General features: G+C 46.8%; 22 protein-coding genes and 1 riboswitch. Of the genes, 2 read left to right on the top strand and 20 right to left on the bottom strand.

The features are described from left to right. Positions 1-13: 13 nt before the first annotated feature. The 8 genes from ACFOGI_RS11305 to ACFOGI_RS11270 form a co-directional block, all read right to left on the bottom strand. The gene (locus ACFOGI_RS11305) at positions 14-322 is read right to left on the bottom strand and encodes an ArsR/SmtB family transcription factor (protein WP_390272581.1); all 309 of its coding nucleotides are present in this window, start codon (positions 320-322) and stop codon (positions 14-16) included. 402 nt (positions 323-724) lie between these two features. Further along, positions 725-1,336, bottom strand: coding sequence for an NAD(P)H:quinone oxidoreductase (gene wrbA / locus ACFOGI_RS11300; RefSeq protein ID WP_390272489.1), 612 nt, complete (start codon positions 1,334-1,336; stop codon positions 725-727). Between the two features lie 209 nt (positions 1,337-1,545). Further along, positions 1,546-1,962 carry a DoxX family protein gene (locus tag ACFOGI_RS11295; protein WP_390272486.1) on the bottom strand — a complete coding sequence of 139 codons (417 nt, stop codon included), beginning with the start codon at positions 1,960-1,962 and terminating at the stop codon, positions 1,546-1,548. 165 nt (positions 1,963-2,127) lie between these two features. Further along, positions 2,128-3,069 (bottom strand): ring-cleaving dioxygenase, encoded by a 942-nt coding sequence (locus tag ACFOGI_RS11290; protein ID WP_390272484.1) that lies wholly within the window; start codon positions 3,067-3,069, stop codon positions 2,128-2,130. A gap of 31 nt (positions 3,070-3,100) precedes the next feature. After that, a complete protein-coding gene (locus tag ACFOGI_RS11285; RefSeq protein ID WP_390272482.1) occupies positions 3,101-4,039 on the bottom strand; it encodes a ring-cleaving dioxygenase in 939 nt (312 codons plus the stop codon). A gap of 115 nt (positions 4,040-4,154) precedes the next feature. Further along, complete coding sequence (locus ACFOGI_RS11280; RefSeq protein WP_390272479.1) at positions 4,155-4,610, bottom strand: MarR family winged helix-turn-helix transcriptional regulator; 456 nt, start codon at positions 4,608-4,610, stop codon at positions 4,155-4,157. Between the two features lie 326 nt (positions 4,611-4,936). Then, positions 4,937-6,403: an MFS transporter gene (locus ACFOGI_RS11275; protein ID WP_390272476.1), complete on the bottom strand. Its 1,467-nt coding sequence runs from the start codon at positions 6,401-6,403 to the stop codon at positions 4,937-4,939. Between the two features lie 162 nt (positions 6,404-6,565). Next, positions 6,566-6,673, bottom strand: a riboswitch (SAM riboswitch). 26 nt (positions 6,674-6,699) lie between these two features. Continuing rightward, positions 6,700-7,812 (bottom strand): 5-methyltetrahydropteroyltriglutamate--homocysteine S-methyltransferase, encoded by a 1,113-nt coding sequence (locus tag ACFOGI_RS11270; RefSeq protein ID WP_390272472.1) that lies wholly within the window; start codon positions 7,810-7,812, stop codon positions 6,700-6,702. Between the two features lie 1,162 nt (positions 7,813-8,974). Here ACFOGI_RS11270 and ACFOGI_RS11265 point away from each other — a divergent pair. Further along, on the top strand, positions 8,975-10,909 hold the full coding sequence (locus tag ACFOGI_RS11265; protein ID WP_390272469.1) for an ABC transporter ATP-binding protein: 1,935 nt from the start codon (positions 8,975-8,977) through the stop codon (positions 10,907-10,909). Next, entirely contained in the window at positions 10,906-11,757 is an 852-nt protein-coding gene (locus ACFOGI_RS11260) for a serine/threonine-protein kinase (RefSeq protein ID WP_390272466.1), read from the top strand. The genes ACFOGI_RS11265 and ACFOGI_RS11260 overlap by 4 nt, the downstream gene beginning before the upstream one ends. Before the next feature lie 362 nt (positions 11,758-12,119). Here ACFOGI_RS11260 and ACFOGI_RS11255 read toward each other — a convergent pair whose 3' ends face one another. From ACFOGI_RS11255 to ACFOGI_RS11200, 12 genes are all read right to left on the bottom strand, one after another. Beyond that, positions 12,120-12,539, bottom strand: coding sequence for an OsmC family protein (locus ACFOGI_RS11255; protein ID WP_390272464.1), 420 nt, complete (start codon positions 12,537-12,539; stop codon positions 12,120-12,122). A gap of 16 nt (positions 12,540-12,555) precedes the next feature. After that, entirely contained in the window at positions 12,556-14,097 is a 1,542-nt protein-coding gene (locus ACFOGI_RS11250; RefSeq protein ID WP_390272462.1) for an AbgT family transporter, read from the bottom strand. Between the two features lie 293 nt (positions 14,098-14,390). Then, entirely contained in the window at positions 14,391-15,650 is a 1,260-nt protein-coding gene (gene codA, locus ACFOGI_RS11245; protein WP_390272460.1) for a cytosine deaminase, read from the bottom strand. 162 nt (positions 15,651-15,812) lie between these two features. Continuing rightward, a complete protein-coding gene (locus ACFOGI_RS11240) occupies positions 15,813-16,130 on the bottom strand; it encodes a DMT family transporter (protein ID WP_390272458.1) in 318 nt (105 codons plus the stop codon). A gap of 17 nt (positions 16,131-16,147) precedes the next feature. Continuing rightward, positions 16,148-16,489 carry a DMT family transporter gene (locus ACFOGI_RS11235; protein ID WP_390272455.1) on the bottom strand — a complete coding sequence of 114 codons (342 nt, stop codon included), beginning with the start codon at positions 16,487-16,489 and terminating at the stop codon, positions 16,148-16,150. A gap of 13 nt (positions 16,490-16,502) precedes the next feature. Continuing rightward, complete coding sequence (locus ACFOGI_RS11230; protein ID WP_390272453.1) at positions 16,503-17,084, bottom strand: TetR/AcrR family transcriptional regulator; 582 nt, start codon at positions 17,082-17,084, stop codon at positions 16,503-16,505. A gap of 156 nt (positions 17,085-17,240) precedes the next feature. Then, positions 17,241-18,356 (bottom strand): NAD(P)/FAD-dependent oxidoreductase, encoded by a 1,116-nt coding sequence (locus ACFOGI_RS11225; RefSeq protein WP_390272580.1) that lies wholly within the window; start codon positions 18,354-18,356, stop codon positions 17,241-17,243. Positions 18,357-18,405: 49 nt separating this feature from the next. Beyond that, positions 18,406-18,588 (bottom strand): hypothetical protein, encoded by a 183-nt coding sequence (locus ACFOGI_RS11220; RefSeq protein ID WP_390272450.1) that lies wholly within the window; start codon positions 18,586-18,588, stop codon positions 18,406-18,408. Between the two features lie 12 nt (positions 18,589-18,600). Then, a complete protein-coding gene (locus ACFOGI_RS11215) occupies positions 18,601-18,939 on the bottom strand; it encodes a DUF3221 domain-containing protein (RefSeq protein ID WP_390272448.1) in 339 nt (112 codons plus the stop codon). 69 nt (positions 18,940-19,008) lie between these two features. Beyond that, on the bottom strand, positions 19,009-20,082 hold the full coding sequence (locus ACFOGI_RS11210) for a hypothetical protein (protein WP_390272447.1): 1,074 nt from the start codon (positions 20,080-20,082) through the stop codon (positions 19,009-19,011). A gap of 13 nt (positions 20,083-20,095) precedes the next feature. Beyond that, positions 20,096-20,980 (bottom strand): hypothetical protein, encoded by an 885-nt coding sequence (locus ACFOGI_RS11205; protein WP_390272445.1) that lies wholly within the window; start codon positions 20,978-20,980, stop codon positions 20,096-20,098. After that, positions 20,970-21,302, bottom strand: coding sequence for a PadR family transcriptional regulator (locus ACFOGI_RS11200; protein ID WP_390272442.1), 333 nt, complete (start codon positions 21,300-21,302; stop codon positions 20,970-20,972). The genes ACFOGI_RS11205 and ACFOGI_RS11200 overlap by 11 nt, the downstream gene beginning before the upstream one ends. Positions 21,303-21,432: the final 130 nt, after the last annotated feature.

The following is a 21,432-nucleotide window of genomic DNA, read 5'->3' as shown; positions in this document are numbered from 1 at the left end:
CATTTCCCTCCAATTAACAACAAGTGATTCGCGAACCGTTTGCTTCCAACTCTTTCAAGCGATATTCCTGGTCAGGCAGCTGTTCCAGCACCTGCCGGACAAATGGATAATAATCATGTTCTTTCCGAATGGAATAAAAAATCCACTGCCCCCTCCGCTCCTCTTTCACCAGCCCCACATCTCTCAATTTACGCAAATGCTGGCTGATCGACGGCTGGCTCACTTGGAAAATCTCCACGAATTCACAAACACAGCAGTCATGGGAGTCCAGAATCTTCATCATCGTCAACCGTGTCTTATCTCCCAAAAGCTTTAAAATCATCGCAGCCTGTTCGATTTCCACCGTCGTTTTCTCCACGACCTTCCACCTCCCTTCCAGTGATTACTATATAATAATATAATGAATATATAATAATTTGCTTATATATTCAATGATCACACTCTGCCTAATTCTATCTTTTTAATGGGGACACATGACGCAAAGCTCGGGCGTGAGCAGTCGCGACTCGGGCCGCAGCTCCCTGCACTCGGACCATGTACTACCTCACTCAGGCCTCAGCTCCCCGCACTCGGGCCATGCACTCGCCCACTCAGGCCGCAACTCCTCCTACTCGGGCCGCGCACTCTCCCACTCAGGCCATAGCACCCCCACTCGGGCCGCGCATCACCCACATAAAAAAAGGAGCCGATCCATATGATCGACTCCTCTCCAACATAACAGCTCTTATTGATTTCCTTTTTTGACCCACTCTGCAACAGTTACTGTACGCTTTGCCTGATGCTTCACAGCACCCTCGACATCTTCGACCATGTTGCCGTCCTGGTCGACGGATACGCTTGTGCCATATGGATTCCCACCAGCGGCGAACAATACAGGATCTGTATATCCAGGAGTTGCGATGATCGCACCCCAGTGCATCATGGATGTATAGAGGGATAGCAGTGTTGCTTCCTGGCCGCCATGCGGATTCTGTGCAGAAGTCATACCACTTACTACTTTGTTGATCGTTTTGCCGCTTGCCCACAATCCGCCTTGTGTATCAAGGAACTGCTTCATTTGGGAAGGCATATTTCCGAAACGCGTTGGTACGCTGAAAATGATCGCGTCTGCCCATTCGATATCATCGGAAGTAGCGGTTGGAACGTCTTTTGTCGCTTCGACGGTCGACTTCCATACTTCATTCTCCTCAATGACTGATTGCGGAGCAAGTTCCTCCACCTTCAACACTTTCACCTCGGCGCCTGCTTCCTTTGCACCTTCTTCAGCCCATTTAGCCATTTGATGATTGGTTCCGCTCATGCTGTAGAATACAACTGCTAATTTAACGTTTGACATAGTATTTGTCTCCTTTTCTTCTTCTTTTCCAAATAGTTTTTGTAAAAATCCCATGTGTATCCCTTCTTTTCTTGAGAATTTTTCTCTGATCGTATAAGAACCACCTCCATTGAAAATGAGCCATTTTCAATGTTCCCATGTTCTTCTATCCCCAAAAGGTGGGGGGTTATAACTATATCTCGTTTTCACTTCTTCCTATTTCGAGATATTTACGCTGTTTTGGATAAGGATTGTTCGTTTTCGCTGCCTTTTCTCAACCATCTCCCGAGGGAGTATAACCTGCTTCCATTCAAGGTCAAGTGTGCAGCAATCACCAGCAGTACCAGGTCATACACATAACCATTCAAGAATCCATCCGGAAATTTAACGGTGAAAATGTCGCCCAGCATGATGATTCCCATTAGAATGGAGGCAATTCTGGTGCCCAATCCGAGGATTAGGGCGATACCGCCGATCAATTCAATCCCTGCGACGGCGTATGCTAGAAATCCGGGGATTCCTATACTTTCAAACCAGCCGACCGTATTTCCAATTCCTTGTTGGAATTTGGAAAGGCCATTGGCCAAAAACACTGCCCCTAACATGATGCGAAGTAAAAAGTTTCCAACTTCCATTCTGTTTGACATATGATGCTCCTTCCCATAGATTTTCGCCTAATTCATATATTATCATTTCATTCATTATGAATTCAAGGTATTTATTTTTAATTAAAGATATTCATTCTTTTTGAAGATCACTTCTTGTATTGCTGGCCTATCAGCAGCAAAGGTGAAACAGCCCTACCTGTTCCATTATTCAGTGTCTTCTTTTCGAACCTCAACAAGGGGCAATGTCTTTTCCAAATCTGCACGCTTGGATTCCAGCCAAGGAGGCAGCATAAGCCCTTCGCCCAGCTTGTCCATCGGTTCGTCTACCGTGAACCCTGGTGGATCTGTGGCTATTTCAAAAAGAATTCCGCCTTCTTCCCGAAAATAAACCGATTGGAAGTAATGACGTTCACGTATTTCTGTCGGATATAGTCCCTTCTCTTCCAATCTCGATTTCCATCTGTGCAGATCCTCCTGATCCTTCGCCCTCCAAGCGATGTGATGAACCGTTCCTGCGCCCATCAAGCCGCGGACAGATGGGGTCAGTTTGATGTCGATGGAATTTCCAAGCTGTCCTTCCGCTTTAAAACGGAGAAACCCATCCTCCTGTCCCATGCTTTCGAGCCCTAATACATCTTCAAGCACTTCAGCAGTTTTAAATGGCTGGACTGTATGCAGGACAGCTCCGCCGAACCCTTTGACAGCAACCTCCGGGTCAATATTGCCCACGCTCCATTGATTAGAGGGACCTTCCTTTCTTTCCACCAGTTCAATGGGCAGGCCGTCAGGGTCTTCAAACTGGATATATGCTTCCCCGAACCGGTTGGACGCAGTGGTTTTTACACCATGGCTCTCTAGCCGCTTTTCCCAGAATGGGGCCGAACCAGCTGGGATGATGTAGCTGGTGACACCAACCTGCCCAATGCCGATCCGCCCTTTCAATTGCTTTGGCCACGGAAAGAAGGTGATGATACTGCCCGGGTCCCCTGACTCATTGCCGAAATAAAGATGGTAAACTTCCGGGCGATCGAAATTGATCGTCTTTTTCACCAACCTCAATCCCAATACACCGGCATAGAAATCAATCGTCCGCTGCGGATCATTGACCATCGCTGTTATATGATGGATTCCAGCTGTTTTCTGCATGGTTTCCCCTCCTTATTGGATAGCAAAGTGCTTAGTCCAATTCTCTCACATCAATTGGAATGACATGCTGTTCAATGGTGGTGCGATGTGGTTCATACTGCTTCGGCAGTTTCAACTCTTTCCCCATCGTGTCAGGTGACTCATCATGCGCAAAACCAGGCGGATCTGTCGCTATTTCAAATAGTATCTCTCCATGCTCGCGGAAGTAAACGGCGTTAAAGTATTGGCGGTCCTTCACCGGTGTTACCCCGTATCCGAACCCTTTCAGGTAATTCCGCCAATCGAGCTGGTCTTTGTCATCATCGGCCCGCCATGCAATATGATGGACGGTCCCTACCCCCATCAGTCCGTCAGCACTATTGGTCAGCTTTATATCGATGACATTGCCGATGTCACCAAAGGAACGGTAACGGATAAACTCCCCATCTGTGCCGACTTTCTCAAGTCCCATCACTTCTTCCAAGAGTTGTGCTGTCTTTGCCGGCTGCTTGGATAACAGGGTTGCGCCCCCGAATCCTTTGATTGCCACATCCGGCGTTACATTGCCGAAGTTCCAGGTATTTACATTTCCCTCTTCCCTTTCCACCATTTCCAGATGTAGCCCATGAGGATCCGCAAATTGCAGGGTTTCTTCTCCAAAGCGCTCCGTCTTTGTAAAAGGAATGTGGAACTTTTCCAGTCTGTCTTCCCAAAATCCCATCGCGCCCACTGGAACCACATAGGAAGTGACACCGACCTGGCCTGCGCCGACTCTCCCTTTATACGCATCTGCCCATGGAAAGAACGTGATGATCGTTCCCGGCTTTCCACCTTCATTTCCGAAGTACAGGTGATAGGTGCCCGGATCATCAAAGTTCACGGTCTTCTTGACTAAACGCAGTCCTAATACTCCGGCATAAAAGTCTACATTTTCTTGGGGATGACCGACAATGGCAGAAATATGGTGGATTCCCGCCGTCTTCTTGTTCATCTATCTCCCCTCCTCTGTCCTAGGATTGATTATGATCTAAAGCAACTCTGATTTTTTGAAGCGAATGAGTGATATGAATTAATTTATCACGAAATCGAGATATTATCCAAAAAATTTAGATACCCTGGGCATGGTATCCCAATTTTTTCAGTTGATCGATCAATACTTCTTTCTCTTGTGCATCAAGGCCACTGCATATGTCCTGCATGGCAGCTTTGTGCTTCGGGAAGACGTCATCCATCAGATCCTTTCCGGCATCTGTCAATGTTGCATGGGTGATCCGTCGGTCTTCGGGGCATGGTCTTCTCTTCAAGAATCCTTTCTTTTCCAGCTTATCTACCACATAGGTAATACTGCTGCTTGCGATGAGGACCTTATCACCGATTTTCTGTATGGGTTGGTCACCTTTATTATAAATCAGTTCAAGAACCGCAAACTCTGTTGGATTGAGGCCCAGACATTTGATATCTTCTTCCACCCGCTTTTTGATGGATTGCAAGGCACGGGACAACACCACAAATAACTTCAGGGACAACTCCTCGTCATTGTTACGCTGATCGTGATCAGTCATGAATACCATTCCTTTATAATTATCTCGAATTCGAAGTAATTATATCGGAGCCCATTATCCTTTGTCAACCCGATATGTATTTAAATCAAAAGGGAGTGGTATACACCCGCTTCGGAAATATACTTACTTCGCTTTCCACGGGCGGCTGGTGAGCCTCCGAATGCTATCGCACTTCGGGGTCTCACCTAGGCCTTTCCTCCCGTTGGAATCTGCGCATATTTCCTCCGCTGGTTCACTGCATTGTTACGTTCTTTCGCTTCATACCACCTCGTTATGACCCATCCTCCTGTCTTTCATGGAAAGTAGCTACGTCTATTTCCTGCGACCTAAGCACTCTTGCCAACGGCCGAGCTCGCGACAGCTTTTCCGGATATGGCAATTACAAGAACCAGGCCGGCAGCCATCAAAGCGCCATCCAGCAAGAGTGCAGAGCCCCAGTTGCCGGATTGGTCGCGAATCGCACCGGAGACCACCGGCGCCAGCACCGCACCGATTTCTGCAATCAGGTTAAGCATACCGAACATGGACCCCTTGTTCTCCGGCGGGGTGAGGTCGGATGCCAGTGCATGGGCAACAGGCTGCAAGGCGAAAAAGAATAGGCCGGATACAAATAGAATGACCGACATGACCACTGGATGACTATAGCCCATCATGACATAGCCAGCAAAAACAAAGATAAGCACCGTCAATACAGCCGTCAGAACGACAAGCACATTACGCCGTCCATTCGGGCGATCCGCCACTAAGTCGGAAATTTTGCCCCCCAGCGGGAATCCGATAATCCCGGCAATCCCGTTGAAGGAAGCTACCAATGCCGCTGCCATCAAGGCGCCTCCTCCAAAATCCTGCACAATCGATACGGACCAGAAACCATAGAACCATAGATGCCACATCACCGGAATGAAGAATAAGTACAGGAAAAAGAGATTCTTATTGGCCAACAATGGCTTGATTTCGGATTTCTTGGTCATGTACAAGTACAAAATCAGCAATGGACATAGTGCCACCAGGATGAATGCGATGGATACTTCTGTCAGGTTCAGTTGGACAGAAGCGAAGTAGATCCCCATCACGAGGAGCAGGAACACCGCCGAATACCCCGTCATATAACCGAATGTCTTTCCAAAGTTCGCTTTGATGCCCGGTGAGGACTTTTCGGTTGGCTGAACAGTACTGGCCTTCGGTTTCAAAAAGAAATATAAAACCAATCCGACGACCAAGGTCAGCGCTCCGGTTACATAGAAAGGAAAACGCCATGCATCGATGCCCATGAATGGCTCCGCAACTGTCAACAAGTATGGAATTCCCAACAGCCCTGCAGTCAGGCCGATGGACACACCGGTCAGTACGACCCCCATCCCGGTTCCGACTTTATTAGCCGGTGTGTGATAGGCGATATAGGAGCGGTCATTCGAGTAAAACACACCTTCTCCAAGCCCTAACAGGACACGGAACACGATGAATGCAATCAAACCGCCAACCAAACCAGTGAGCAATGTGGCAACACCGGCCCAAAAAATACTGCAGACAATGACGGCGCGATAACCGAATTTGTCGCCAAAATACCCGCCAGGGAACTGCATCAGCATGAATCCTGCGAAAAACAAGCTTCCGATCAATCCGCCAATCCCATGTGGATTATCTACATTAGCGAAAAATGATACTTCATTTTCAATCATATAGGTGATGATGGGGCCAGCTGCCGTCCGGTCGATATAGGAAATGACCCACCCCAACAACAGCAACCCCCAAATCGTGTGATACCTTTGCCAACCTTCTTTCACTTTTGCCATTTTCAACACATTCCTTTCGTTACTGGTGATAGCCAAGCCCTTGTAAAGGCGCCGGCATCGTTTTAGTTGAACTTATACTGTCTGTCGTTAAAGATGAAATTCTGATGATATACGAAAGCCCCTCTGCTTAGAGAGAGGGGCTTTTACGTAAAGACTCTGCCTCTCTTATCTCGCAAAGCCGGAAGCTCTGCAGGATGTAGCACCTTTTCAACATTATTGAAAGGTTGCCGGGTTTCATCGGGCCAGTCCCTCCACCACTCTTTATAAGAGATGTTCACTTGTGGTCTCTTCCAAGATTACTTCCAAACATCTTCTGCAATGTCCACTACATGGCGTACTTTCTGCCATTGCTGTTCTTCGGTCAGTTTATTTCCGTCCTCGGTGGAAGCGAATCCGCATTGTGGACTCAGGCAAAGCTGCTCCAAAGGAACATACTTGCTTGCTTCGTCTATCCGAGCTTTGACTTCCTCTGGATCCTCTAATTCACCGAACTTCGAGGTAATCAATCCCAATACCACGTATAGATCATTGCGGTTGATCTTGCGCAGCGGCTCAAAGCTTCCAGAGCGTTCGTCATCAAATTCCAGGAACAGTCCATCAACATCCAAGCCACCGAAGATGATGTCTGATAATGCTTCATAGCTGCCGCTGGTCATATAGGTTGATTTGTAATTACCCCGGCAGATATGCATAGTCACCAGCAAATCATCCGGCCTGTTGGCAATGGATTCATTGACAGCCCGAGCGCATAAGGCAGCAATTTTTTCCGGATCCTTCCCATTCTCTATCATCGATTTACGGCGTTCTTCCGAAAAGAAGATGGCCCAGGAAGTATCGTCGATTTGCAGATACCGGCAACCCTCATCATAAAGTGCCTGGATCACGCCTTGATATGCGGCAGCCAGATCGTCGACCAGCTCTTCGTCATTCTGGTATGTCCCTTCCTCAAATTCCCCCCTGAAATACAGCATGTTTGGACTTGGAATGGCGAATTTAGCCACTGCATCGCCAGCTAGGCTTTTCAGGAACTTGAAGTGTTCGATCATATAATGGCCGTTGAACCGGACCTTGTCTGTCACTTTCAGACCGCGCTTTCTTGTCTCTACACCGGTGAATTGCAATCCCTTCTCCGGCGTGTAACCTTCCACGCCATCGAAGCCTTCCAGAAAATCAAAGTGCCACCAGCTGCGCCTCAATTCCCCGTCGGTCACTGCTTGCAGGCCTGCTTCTTTCTGCTTTTCTACCAGCTTCACAATTTCCTCATCTTCTATTTGACGAAGCTGCTCTGCTGTAATCTCTCCATTTTCTTTTTGGCTACGGGCTTGTTTCAATCGCTCCGGACGCAGGAAGCTTCCTACATGATCTGCGCGGAATGGAGCTCTGACTTGGGTATGTACTGATTTTGTCATTTGAATCCCTCCTGAGTTTGTTCTGCGGAATATATATGTGTTCCGGTTATTTTACTGGGGTTTGGCTTGAAAATTTTCCGGAAAAGCTATAGGCACTCCCCCTACAGGGAAGATACTTTGCTTAATAACTGGAATAGGTGTAATTATATAAACTTTCTCTTTTCTTTTGAATGTATGGTAAGTATATCATTGTTAAAACGATATAGTGTAACACTTATAGACTATGTCTCGTTATAACTTCAGGCTATATCTCTGCACCTTTTGCTAATCAAAAAAATGAGAAGGATTGCCACCGCTACGACAAAATACTTCGCTTTCCGTGGGCACGGCTTCAGTCTCCTCAGAAGAATGGCACTTCTTCCGGGGCCTTCAGACTCGTGCTGTTCCCACTGGAGTCTACGCATTTTGTCTACGCTTGGTGTAGTTTTCTGTTTTAGGAGAAGCAACGGCAGGGCGATTTCAAATCCTCTCTGGCTAACCTACTATAGAAATGAGAAGGACTGCCACCGCTGCGACAAAATACTTCGCTTTCCGTGGGCATGGTTTCAGTCTCCTCAAAAGAATGGCACTTCTTCCGGGGCCTTCAGACTCGTGCTGTTCCCACTGGAGTCTACGCTTGGTGTAGATTCATTGTTTTCGTGTGAATGATGGGCTTGGCAGATCCAGTAGTTTGCTTGATTTACTTTCACTTTACAATGTTGACATATACCTGACATAAAACTAATTGATTATTAATGTTATTCTAATAAGTTTCCAAGGTTCTGCTAATGGCTAGTTAATCTTTGCATGGAATAATGTAACTAAGTTGAAAGGAGGGAAAACAACATGACCTATTTCGATGTCGCGACGCCTGCCGCTTCCACGGAAGCTTCCAGCGTCAGCTACAGCCAGGAAAGCGAGAGCAACAGCTACAGCAACAGTGACTCTTAAGAAGTACAACGAATTTACATTTACCATGAAAAGGAGGCATGAACATGACCTATTTCGATGTCGCAACGCCTGCTGCTTCCACGGAAGCCTCCAGCGTCAGCTACAGCCAGGAAAGCGAAAGCAACAGCTACAGCTATAGCAACAGTGATTCATAAAATTAAAGTGGGTAAGAACACTTGATGAGCGGTTCCTTTTCAAAAAGGAACCGCGTCTTCATTCAGGAGTGAGATGAATGGAAAACGGAAAACACCGAGTAAAAGAGAAGGCAAACCAACGGCTCTCTTTTCAACAATTCAAGAAATTATGGGGGATTGAGGATACCGGCGATAACCTTATTACCGAGTCTCCACCAGTACCGGTGAGGGACATCTTCCGCAGGTTTTGGCCGTATGTCCGTTCCTACAGACTTTGGATCATTTTAAGTTTGCTGTTAATTGCACTCCAACCAATGGTTCAATCAGCCACAGTATGGCTGATGCAGGTTTTCATCGATCGTGTGTTAATAGCTGGGGATCTCAGCCCTCTTTATTGGCTCATCCTTACGTATCTGGGACTCACACTTCTTCGTGGGACACTTTTCTTCAGCGGAACCTACCTTTCCAATTGGGTAGGAGAAAAGTTTGTTCTCAACTTGAGAAAAAGCCTTTTTAAACATTTACAGGGACTGTCGCTATCTTTTTTTGAAGGGCGTAAATTGGGAGATATTATAGCAAGAATATCCAGTGACATTTCTTCTATCGAACGCCTGATCATCACTGGTGCAACCTCAGCTGTTTCCTATATATTCCAGCTCGTTGTGTTTATTGGCATGCTCTTTTTCATGCAGTGGAAATTGGCTTTGGTTTCGTTAATCGTTGTCCCGCTGTTTTACGTGGTCACCCGATTTTTCTCACGCCGAATCAAGATGGCTTCCCGGGAGCGTACTCGCAGAGAGGGAGCAATTAACGCAATATCTGAGGAGAGCTTCTCCAATATAGCGTTAATGCAGGCGTATAATCAGCAAATTACAGAACAAGATCGATTTGAACTGCAAAATCATCGCAGCTTCCAGGCTAAAATGCTGAAAGTACGATTGAAAGCGGCATTTACGCCAGTAATAAGTTTAATCGAAATGGCAGGAACGCTTGTCGTGATGATTGCTGGGACCTGGCTGCTTATCAATAATGAAATTACAGTGGGTGCACTTATCGCCTTTATGATGCTTCTGAGCAAACTTTACAGTCCTGTCCGCAGATTAAGCAAACTGTTGAACACCATCTATTCTGCATCAGCAAGTGCAGAGAGAGTAATAGAATTTATGGAGGAAGAGCCAATGGTTAAAGAAGCCCCCTATGATTTGGAACAAGTCTCGGGTTATGTGGAATTCAAGAATGTCTCTTTTTCGTATCCAGGTCAATCGAAAAAAATACTATCCAATGTTTCCTTATCCATCGCTCCTGGTGAGTCAGTAGCACTCGTAGGAGCAAGCGGGGCGGGAAAATCCACGATCGTCAAATTACTCATGCGTTTCTATGATCCGACAGCTGGCAGAATTCTTCTGGATGGAAATGTGCTAAGAGGATTAACACTTGATTCACTGAGGGAAAATGTGGCTGTGCTATTTCAGGAATCACTGATTTTTGACGGAACGATAAAAGAGAACATTGCTTATGGCAAGCCGGGAGCGACAGAGGAGGAGATTATAAGGGCTGCTGAAGCTGCAGATGCCCATGAGTTCATTCAGAATATGACGAATGGCTATGACACCCCAGTAGGGCAAAAAGGAAGAAATTTATCTGGAGGCCAGAAGCAACGCCTGGCGATTGCTAGAGCCATGATACGGAATGCGGCCATTCTAATTCTTGATGAACCGGCAGAAGGTCTGGACGCTAACTCCGAAAAGCGTGTCATGGACCCAATGAAACGCTTAATGGAGGATAAGGCGACCCTCATTATCACCCATAACTTAAAAAGCGCTGCAGCTGCAGACCGTATCCTGTATCTGAAAGATGGGGAAGTGATAGAAAGCGGTACACACGAAGAATTGCTCATGCGTGGTGCCGAATATGCGGAGCTCTATGAACTACAGCACGGTGAAAAGGAACATCGAAACGCAGTCTCGCTATCAAGCGGTTCACGTACGGACAGAGGCAATTCAAAAACAAAAGAGGAGCTGATAGGGTCATGATGGTCCACACAGGCATTACGAAAAATACAGAACCCCTCCAAAAGGGAGAGTCCCTCATCCCCGGTTATACAATCATCCATCATATGAGACGCGGAAAAGACTGTGACGTTTATTACGTCTGGAGTGAGGAAAGACTGTCCGGATGTATTGCGAAAACCTTGCAGCCAGAAGCAAAGAATCATGAGGATGCAAAAAATAGGATGATAAGAGAAGGTGAATGTTTAAAAGCCCTTTCCCACCCAAATCTGGTTCGTGGATACGAAATAATTGCCAACCCCACACCAGTGATCGTACAGGAGACATTGACAGGCGAAACTCTCTCCCATTTGGTCAGAAGCCTTGCACATCAACATAAAGCCCTGCCGATCAAGCAGTTAGCGCATCTTGGCATGCAACTTTGCTCGGTGGTCCATTATCTTCATCTGAACAATCTTTTACACCTTGACATAAAACCTTCCAATATTATTTCACAGCCGCCTCTGGCAAAGGTGATTGATCTTAATCTGGCTGCATCACCCGGCGATGTAAGAAAAGGAATCGGAACAAAGCAATATATGGCCCCTGAGCAAGCACGTGAAGAAGCTTTGACGACAGCAGCGGATGTATGGGGGGTTGGTGCAGTCCTCTTTTTTGCAGCAACTGGTAAGCGGCCATTTCAATCGCTTGAATATGGAAGGTATGAACAGCTCGAAAGACCAGCAGAGCCTGTACAGACATACCGGGAAATGGATGGGTTTTTAGCAAATCATATTGACCGCTGTCTTCAGTATGAAGCCGATCAACGGCCGAAATTAAAGGACATCCATGAGTTTTTATGTTCTTTTATAGAGAAGGATGCTAGGTGTTGAAATGGCTATAACCTTGGATACATTAAAAATTTAGAATCAAAGTGCTAATTCCCTTCTAGGCGCAATTCTTAGATATGAATTGTGCCTTTGTTCGTATGCAATTAACAATGCGTTGATCGATGAAGTTTTAAAAACAAAATCCCCAACAATGTGGGGATTTTTGTTAATATCCATAAGCACTTTCACATGTATCAGCTTGTGGTTCATAATATGGCCGTACCATGCCTGCCTGCATACTTTTCTCCAGTTTGTTTCGATTTGTCTGAAAGGTATACGACTTGTGGACAACAAAAAATAAGCAGCCCATTGATGTACAAATGGACTGCTGAATCACTTTTTATGTGTTGTACTCTTAAAGCGCCTTAGGCTTCTTGCTTTTCACCATTTAATACCAGTTCGAAGCTGATATCTGCACTTAGGGAGTCAGAGACGGAGCAATATTTTTCCTCACCTAAATGTATAGCACGCCAAACTTTTTTGCTGTCTATATCCCCATCAATTACAAAGGTCACAACCATGCTCGTAAAACCTTTAGGTGCTTCTTCCTTCCGTATGCCCTCGGTTTCTATCTCTATTTTATTGATTTTATCTAAATGGGGCCTCAGGATCATCGTGATATCTATACCAATGCAGCCAGCTAGTGAGCTCAATAGCATTTCCGTTGGCGTCGCACCTTTCCCTAGACCACCATAAGCTTCTGTGGCATCCATGTTGATATCATACCCTGAATCCCCTACGGCGGTAAATGCCCTGCCACCTGTCCATGTTGTCTTTACCTTCATGTTCATCCATTCCTCTCTAGTAGTTTAAATTCGTCCCTGGCCCCACCGGAATACCTAGTAGATACCATATAACAAAGAAGATCGTCCAGCAAACAAGGAACATAATGGAATATGGCAGCATCAGCGAAATGACGGTTCCTACGCCATTCTGCTTGCCATATCGTTGAGCAAAAGCAACAACCAATGGGAAGAATGGCATCAACGGTGAAACAATGTTCGTGGAAGCATCCCCGATTCGATATGCAACCTGCGTTACTTCTGGGGCAATCCCCATTTGCATGAACATCGGTACAAACACTGGAGCCATGATCGCCCATTTGGCTGAGTCGGCAGCAATAAATATATTGATGATCGTCGTGATGATGATCAGTGCTACAAGTAAGAGCACGCCGTCAAGCTGAATAGCCTGTAAGAGGTCCGCGCCCTTAACCGCAATGATGGTGCCCAGGTTTGTATAATTGAATAATGCCACAAACTGTGCAGCGAAGAAAATCAATACAATGAACCCGGCCATCGTTTCCAGTGAGGATGTCATCAAATTAGCAATATCTTTGTCATTTTTGACCGTTTTGGTTACCACCCCATATACCACACCAGGGATCAGGAAGATGACCATCATAAGGAAAATAATGCTGCTCATGAATGGCGAAGTAATGATACTTCCTCCCTCGCCTCTTAAAGGGCCATTTTCCGGGACGACTAAGATGGCTATCGCCAAGATAGTAAGCAGAATGGAGATGTTTGCCCAAAATAATCCCTTTTTTTCGATAGCTGAAACTTCGTTATTCTGGTTGCCCATTGGTTCTGTTGGTACAAACTTCCCTAACTTCGGTTCAATCAGTTTATCGGTAATCAATGTACCAAGAATGACAATCAAGAAAGTGGAAGCAAACATGTAGAACCAGTTGTCTGTCGGATTGACTACATATCCGGCATCCAGGATTTTTGCTGCTTCTGTAGAGATCCCGCTTAGTAAAGGATCGTTGGTGCCAAGAACCAGATTTGCCGAATACCCTCCAGCTACACCAGCAAATGCCGCAGACAACCCTGCTAGCGGATGCCGGTTAAAACCTAAGAAGATGATGGCACCAAGCGGAACCAATACGACATAGCCGACGGAAGCTGCTACATTGGATAATACACCCATAAGCACAACGATCGGTGTAACAAATCTTTTCGGTGCCTTTGTGACGGTGTTCGTCATTAACGCACTGATATAACCACTTTTTTCTGCGACCCCTACTCCAAGCATGGCTACCAATACGGGGCCTAGTGCCACAAACGAGGTAAAGTTTGACACCACATTGGAAAACATATAGGCAATGCCCTCAGGCACAAGCAGGCTGACCGCTTCTACCGTTAGCATTTCCGTCTCCATTGTTTCATTATTCACACCCTCGAAAGTTACGCTGGTACCCATTACATACAGGATATGGGACAGTACGATGACAATGAAGGTGAATAGTATGAAAATAGTGACCGGGTGGGGTAGCTTATTCCCTTTTTCTTCTATGTAATTTAACAAACGAATAGACTTGGATGAATTAGTTCGGTTCATGTCCGTATCCTCCTAGTTGATTTTACCTATTCCTAGTATACATATAAGAATTAAAAAGTCTAGTAAACTATGTCTATTGTTGTCGATTTTTAAGCATCCGTCTTAATCTGACGTTCTACAACAACACTTCGTCTATTCCAGCTAAAAAACTTACAAACCTCCGCCTTCCCCGACAGCTCAACGATTGAAAACGACAAGAACCCGCATTGTGATCATGCGGGTTCCCCAACTAATGCTTATTCTGCCTTGTCTCCTACTTTTTAGGCCATTGGTCTTCATCCGTTAGAAATCATTTATTTAAAAAACGGCACATTCATCGTGGTTTCTGCCGGCTTCGTTTCCACCATGATTTCTCCATTCCTTATCGAATAGAGCACAGGCGCTTGTGTGCGGACTGCCTCATATTCAGAATCGGAATCGATCACGATCAAGTTCGCCGTGTTTCCTTCTTCCACGCCATAATCCTTTTCGATCGACAGTGCCTTCGCTCCGTTTGTCGTAATCAATTCAAGCGCTGTCACGATATGATCATGATCTGTCATATGGCAGGCATGCAGGCCAATCTCCACGACATGCATCAGGTTGCCGTCCCCGAGCGGATACCACGGATCCACGATGGAATCCAGGCCGAAGCATACATTGATTCCTGCGTCTGACAGTTCTTTCACCCGAGTCAGCCCGCGGCGGACCGGATGGTTGTCAAACCTTCCCTGGAGATGCAGGTTCGCTTTCGGAAGGGCAACAAAATGAATGCCTGCTTTCCGGAGCGTCTGGAATAGTTTGTAGGTATATGCATTACTGTATGAAGCCATGGCGGTCGTATGGCTGGCAGTTACCCGATGACCGATTCCCATCTTCAGTGCCTCCCCAGCGAGCACCTCCAAATACCTTGACTGATCATCATCGATTTCATCACAATGGATGTCAACCAGTTTGTCATATTTTTCCGCAAGCTCAAGCGCTTTGAATACCGAACGGACACCGTCCTCACGAGTCAGTTCATAATGGGGAATCCCGCCGACGACGTCTGCACCCATTTCCAGCGCTTTCACCAGCAGGTCTTCCCCGTCCGGCTTCGTATAAAGCCCTTCTTGGGGAAGCGCCACAATCTGCAGGTCCACCCACGGTTTGATTTCTTCTTTCACCTCAAGCAGGGCTTCCAACCCTTTCAAGGTAGGATCGCTCACATCAGCATGTGTTCTGACATGCTGGATGCCGTGCTTGATCTGCATTTGCAAGGCCCTAAGTGCACGTTGTTTGATATCCTCTTTTGTTTCTTGTACGATCTGCTTCCTTTCCGACCAGATCTCGATTCCCTCGAAGACGCTCCCCGACTTGTTCCATCGAGGTGTCCCTGCCGTCAGTGCATAGTCCAGATGAATATGCGGCTCGACATAGGGTGGCAGTACCATCTTGCCATTCAGATCGACCGTGTGTCCGTCATCTGACGCTGATGTGTTCGTATCCTGTGTAATAGCGTGGATCCGGCCTTCTTTGATATCGATATACCATTGGCCTTCCTGGCCATAAAGCTTTGCGTTTTTTAATAGCATTCGTAACCACTCCTTCCATTTTCTCGAGGGATGGAGAACAGCTGCCGCCGCAGGGCGCCGATCCATAGACGGTGCATTCCTATCAGCGCAGATTCCGCTCCCTCCCTAGTATTGTCGATTTCGCGGGATCCATCATATCTAGCATCCCTTCACGCAAAAAGATTACCCACTTATTAATCTCAACCCGACCACCGACACGATAATTAACGAGATAAAGAAAATCCTCTGAGCATTCTTGGGCTCCCCATAAAAGAGCATGCCTATCAAGGTTGCACCGACCGTACCAATCCCCGTCCATACGGCATAGGCCGTGCCCATGCCGATGCTTTCCATCGCAACGGAAAGCAGCAGGAAGCTGAGCGCAAACCCGCCAATCAGTGTGGCATAAGACTGGAATCCCGGTCGTTGATTCACTTTTGTAATGCCGATCACGCCGATGCATTCAAAGATGCCAGCGAAAATCAATGCGATCCATGCCATGAAAACACTCCTTGTCCCTAATGGTCGCGGGCGCCGGCCTCTGCATCTGTTTCATTGGTAACAACTTTCAGCCCGATGATACCGACGAGAAGCAAAGCAATCAGGCCCACTTTCGCCCAGCTGAATGGCTGCCCGAACCATGCCATCTCCATGATGATGGTACCTGTCGTGCCAAGTCCGACGAATACAGCGTAAACCGTACTGGTGGGCAGCTTTTTTCCCGAATGCACGAGCAAGGCGAAACTGACAATGATGCCTAAAACGGTCAGCGCCCATGTCAGAATACTATCTGCGTGTTTCAAGCCGACCACCCACATGACCTCAAATATAGCCGCGATGACGACCAATAACCATCTCATAGAAACGGCCTCCTTATGCCTGTGCTTTCATGCCTCTAAAAAATACTTCCAATGATGCGTCCACTCGTCGTCTAGCCCGATCCAATCCTCCATACTGCATTTCTATGAACAAGCTGTCCAGCAGTCCGATGAATGCGATGCCGGCTTCCTCTGCATCCAGTTCATTCGCTGGCCGATCTTGCAGATGCTGGTGGAAAATATCCGTTATGATGCTCTCACAGTTATCCAAATAGGCATAGAACCGCTCCATCACCACATCATACAGTTCTTGAGGTGGAAAGAACCCGGAACGCAGCCAAAAACGGAAGGATACTTCTTCATGATATCTGGTGATCATGTACGTAATCAGCCTGCGGAGCTGCTCTTCCAGCTCCAAATCACTCGTTTGCTGGAAATACGTGGAAAAGAATTCCAATTCAGCAAGATAGGAGTCCTCCAGCACATGGAGGAACAGATCCTTCTTGCTTTTGAAATGGGCATAGATGGAAGGTTTCTTGATCCCCACTTGCTCTGCAATGTCAGCTAATGATGCATCGTGGAATCCATACTGCGAAAATTGATCAGCTGCAACTAACTTGATCTTTTCGGCACTCATGACAACACCTTCCTAACGGTCGTTAGTTTTACTATAATCTTCTTAAATCAGCTTGTCAAACCTCGGATAGAAGCTCCTTGACAATAGCCTACAAAGCAAAAAAGCCGCCGAGAACATGCTCGACAGCTAGAGGTTTCCCGTAAACGGGCCCCTTATTCATTTAAACAGCCCAGAGGGGTCAAACGAATCCAGACGTATCTCCGGTTCTTCCCCTGCTGCAAGGTTTGCCAACTGAGCGCCGACAAACGGGCCGCTGGTCAATCCAGATGCACCTAACCCATTGGCAATAAGCACATGCTCCATGCCCGGGACACGGCCGATGACAGGCAGGGATCCAGGGGTGAATGGCCGGAAACCTACCTTTGTACCCAGGTAGGTGGCATCTGCCAAGCCAGGAGCCACCCGCAACGCTTTATTCATTAATTGGTGGACCGGTCCTGCAGTGACACGGGAATCAAACGAATCGGCCGTTTCCTTGGTCGCACCGACGACAATTTTTCCATTACCGAATGTCAGCATATAATGGTTGAACGGCGGCAGCATGACAGGCCACCTGCTCGTATCCATCCCAGGCATCTGCAGGTGGATGATCTGCGCTTTTTCAAACGTGACGTCCGGTCTCATCCCGATGGGGACGAACAACTCATTCGTCCACGCGCCATTCGTGACAATCACTTGATCGGCATAGCGTCGCTCGCCAAGCACCTCCACGCCCTGTATTTCTACGTGATGATAGAGGAAGGAAGCATCACCACGTACCAAGTCTGCCCCCTTTTTCTGCGCTGCCCGGAGGAGGGCATCGGTCAAGGCGGCACCGTTGATTCTGGCTGCTCCTCCAATATGTACGGCCCCGTAGATATCGGATACGGGAGGGAAAAGCGCTTTTGTCTGTTCCGGAGACAATCTCGTGATCTCCCCCATTTCCGGTGCTTCTTCTTTCCGTTTATAGGCGATTTCCATCTTGCGGTCCAGCTTCTCTTCAGTATCAAAGATATTCACGGCACCGACCTGCTCGTAGCCTGTTTCCCTTTCCCCTTCACGTATAAGTTCTTCGATAAGTGCAGGGTAATACCTCGCCCCGCCGAGCACCAACTGATACCACGCCTGATTGCTCCGATTCGTCAGCCACGGGCAGACAATGCCCGCAGCATTCCGCGTGGCCTGGCCGGGCTCATGGCGGTCAATGATGACGACTTCCTCGCCCTTTTTTGCTAAATGGTAGGCAGTGGATGCCCCGAGGATCCCTGCTCCGATGATGATATGCTTCATGATTGGACACCTTAACTTTCGCAGAAACAGAGCGCATCTATTCCTGTTTATTTTAATTACCCTTCCTCACGATCAATAATAAGATGAGAAACCCAAGAATACCACCTATGATCCATGATAACCACTGTCTCCAATCAAAACCATCCGTCCATAAACCTTTTGCTGCAAAAACGATGGTAAAGCCGGTTAATGTTCCGATGCACATGAATACTAGGGAGGTCCATCGCATTCTCATGTAAGCCACTCCCTATTTCAATATGACTTCATAAGCTTTCACGGGAACCGTTTCATTAAAATCGATGTCATCGATCCATGCTTCAACTTTGTCCCCTACTTCCAATTCGTTGGCACGGTCGTACCGGATATAGGTTAGGGGTATTTGTTCTTCTTTCCACTCGCTGATGGTTTGATCCTTGATTTTTTCATATGTTTCCTCTGTAATTTCCTCTGCAAGCAAGAGCCTCTCTTCTCCTGCCTTCATTACATAGCCCTCCACTCTCTTATCCATACATCCTGTAACAAGAAGAGCAAGCGCCATGATTGCCGCAACTGTAAAAAATTTGTTCGTTACTGTAAAGTATTTCACTACTATCCGCCCCACCTACTAAACGTTTGAAACAGAGATGAACCTGCATCCCATCCAACTGCATCTCGATCATGAATCCTCACTGGGAGATCCTTGCTGCCCCAGATTCACTTGCTCTTCCTTCCGATCACCTTTCAAATCAAAGCGATAGAGGTCATACTGTTCATCCTGGTTACTCTTCCTGCTGCTTCTTACATAATACAGCCATGTTTCTTCGTCATTCAGCATGGAGTGCAGGACAGGCTCATTGATATGAAGCCTTTCTCCCTCTTCTTGCTTCGACCGGTCGAACCATACATGGTCATACAAATAGTTGCCTCCATCCCCCCAGTTCATAATGGTTTGATACAGGAGGGTGGTTCCATTCTTGAATAAAACGAATTCACTGATAGGAATATCGCTGCCTTCCTTTGAAACGACTTCCATTTCTGACGGCTTTTCAATCTCCATCTCAAAGATCCTCTCCGTAGCCTCGAACATTGATTCCGGTGTTGCATCTTCAAAGTCGTCAGGCAGGATCATCAACAGTTTCTTTCCATCCTCTGTGATTTGCAAGGAACCTGGGGAATAGGTATCAATCGTCCTTATTTCTTCAAATTCCCCCTCCATGCTTAAGGTATAGAGGCCTGACGCATAAGGGATGAATCCTTCTTCCGGTTCTTTGTCCGTACTTATATGCACGCCATTGGCAATGATTCGGCTATTGGCATCGTCATACACGAGACCTGTCATCAACCCCCTGGCTTCCAGCAAGGTCTTTTCCTCCCCGCTCTCTATTTGGACACTGATGACGTCACTATGCACTAATTGGAATTCCTGCTCACCCGGCGAACCTTCCGGGGCACCTGTGGTCGATATGAATGCTATTGTATTCTCACCGGTAAACAAAGGACTGCGAATCTCCAGATTTCCTTCCGATTCATATACATGCTGGGACTCCCCATTTTCGGATTGTACATAAAGATGCTGTGCATCCCCTTCCTCCATCACATAGACCAGGCGGTTATTTTCACCGATGCTGAATTCTCCGGTAAATGCCGGCTTGGCCTCCTCTTTGGATGTAATCATTTCACCTGCTGTGATCAGTCCCCCGGTTAGTAAGATGATGATAACGAATAGAATAGCTAACCCTTTTTTACTCATCGTACCCCTCCTTTTATTGATGGAGCCATGGAATGCTGTAGTCGAATGGCAAATAGATGGCCAACCATGGCATCCAAATGACCGCAAGCAAACAGACGGATAGTACCAAGCCTCCCAAAGCCGATTTGGGATAGCGACGGACGAAAAACACTTGGGCAGCATAAACAAGCAGCCACACGGCAAGTGGGACAAAAAATTGCAATAAAACAGCACTCGGGGCACCAAACCCCATCATCAGCAAATACATATACAAACTTGGAAGCCCGGTCATCAGACCAAGTGTGATATTGACCGTATGTATAATGCGTCTCGAAGTCTTGTTCCGGCTATCCGTTTGATAGGTCAATGCCGTCCGATAAAGCAAATAAAGATTGAGGAGAATCATCGACACAAGACACAGCATCCAGAAGATATGATTCCCTGCGATCACAGGTGTGATGGCATAATTCCCAAGGAGCAGCAGTAAATTCATGAGAAGAGCCAAACTCAGCCAAATCTTCCGACTGATGCTGAAGGAACGGTTAAGAGCAAAGAACAGGACAAGGGAATGGCCGACCATTCCACTCAGCATATGTGTGAGCGCTATCTTCTCCTGGATTAAAAAAGTCAGATACTGCCCAATCGTAAACAGGAAGCCCAACAAGGCCAGAGAAAGCAGCAATTCTTTTCGGAATGGGAATATGGCCTGCTGCAATTGGTCTCCTATGAACGCCTCGCTGCCGAAAGCCTCCATGGCATATTGGGTCGCTTCCTCCATTGACTTGCCGTGGCTCAGCTGCTCGTCACGGATCATGCAGACGTGCATCACCATCTCTTCATATAATTCTTCCTGCTCCGATTTACTGCAGTCCGTTTGCTTCACAATCCTGTCCACATACTCTTCCAACTCATGATTCATGGGGCTTACCTTCAAAAGTTTTGTTGATCAGATCATTGAGCGTAGCCCATACCTTCCGTTTCCTGTGGAGCTCCTTCTTCCCCTTATCTGTCAACGTATAGTATTTTCGCCTACCACCCATCGGCCGGCTCCAATAGGCTTCAATCCATCCTTTACGTTCCATCCGTTTCAGCGCCGGGTATAATGTCCCTTCGCTCATATCATAAGTTTCATCACTTAGTTCTCTGAGCTTCTTTGTCATCTCATAGCCATACAAATCCTCTTTGGCAATCAGAGAAAGCAGCAATACATCGATACTTCCCTTCATCAATTCTTTATCCACTTCATTTCCTCCTTTCTGGAGTTGATTCTATTGTAGAAAGGATTACCTCGTATTACAAGGGTATCTTGGTAAAAATAGGAATATTATTGCTGCCACCAGCAAAACATACAATTAGACTCACTATCCCCCC

Source organism: Virgibacillus xinjiangensis (assembly GCF_042643145.1).
Taxonomy (GTDB): domain Bacteria; phylum Bacillota; class Bacilli; order Bacillales; family Amphibacillaceae; genus Virgibacillus_O; species Virgibacillus_O xinjiangensis.
The sequence above is the reverse complement of the archived record's forward strand: the minus strand, read 5'-3'. Positions and strand labels throughout refer to the sequence as shown.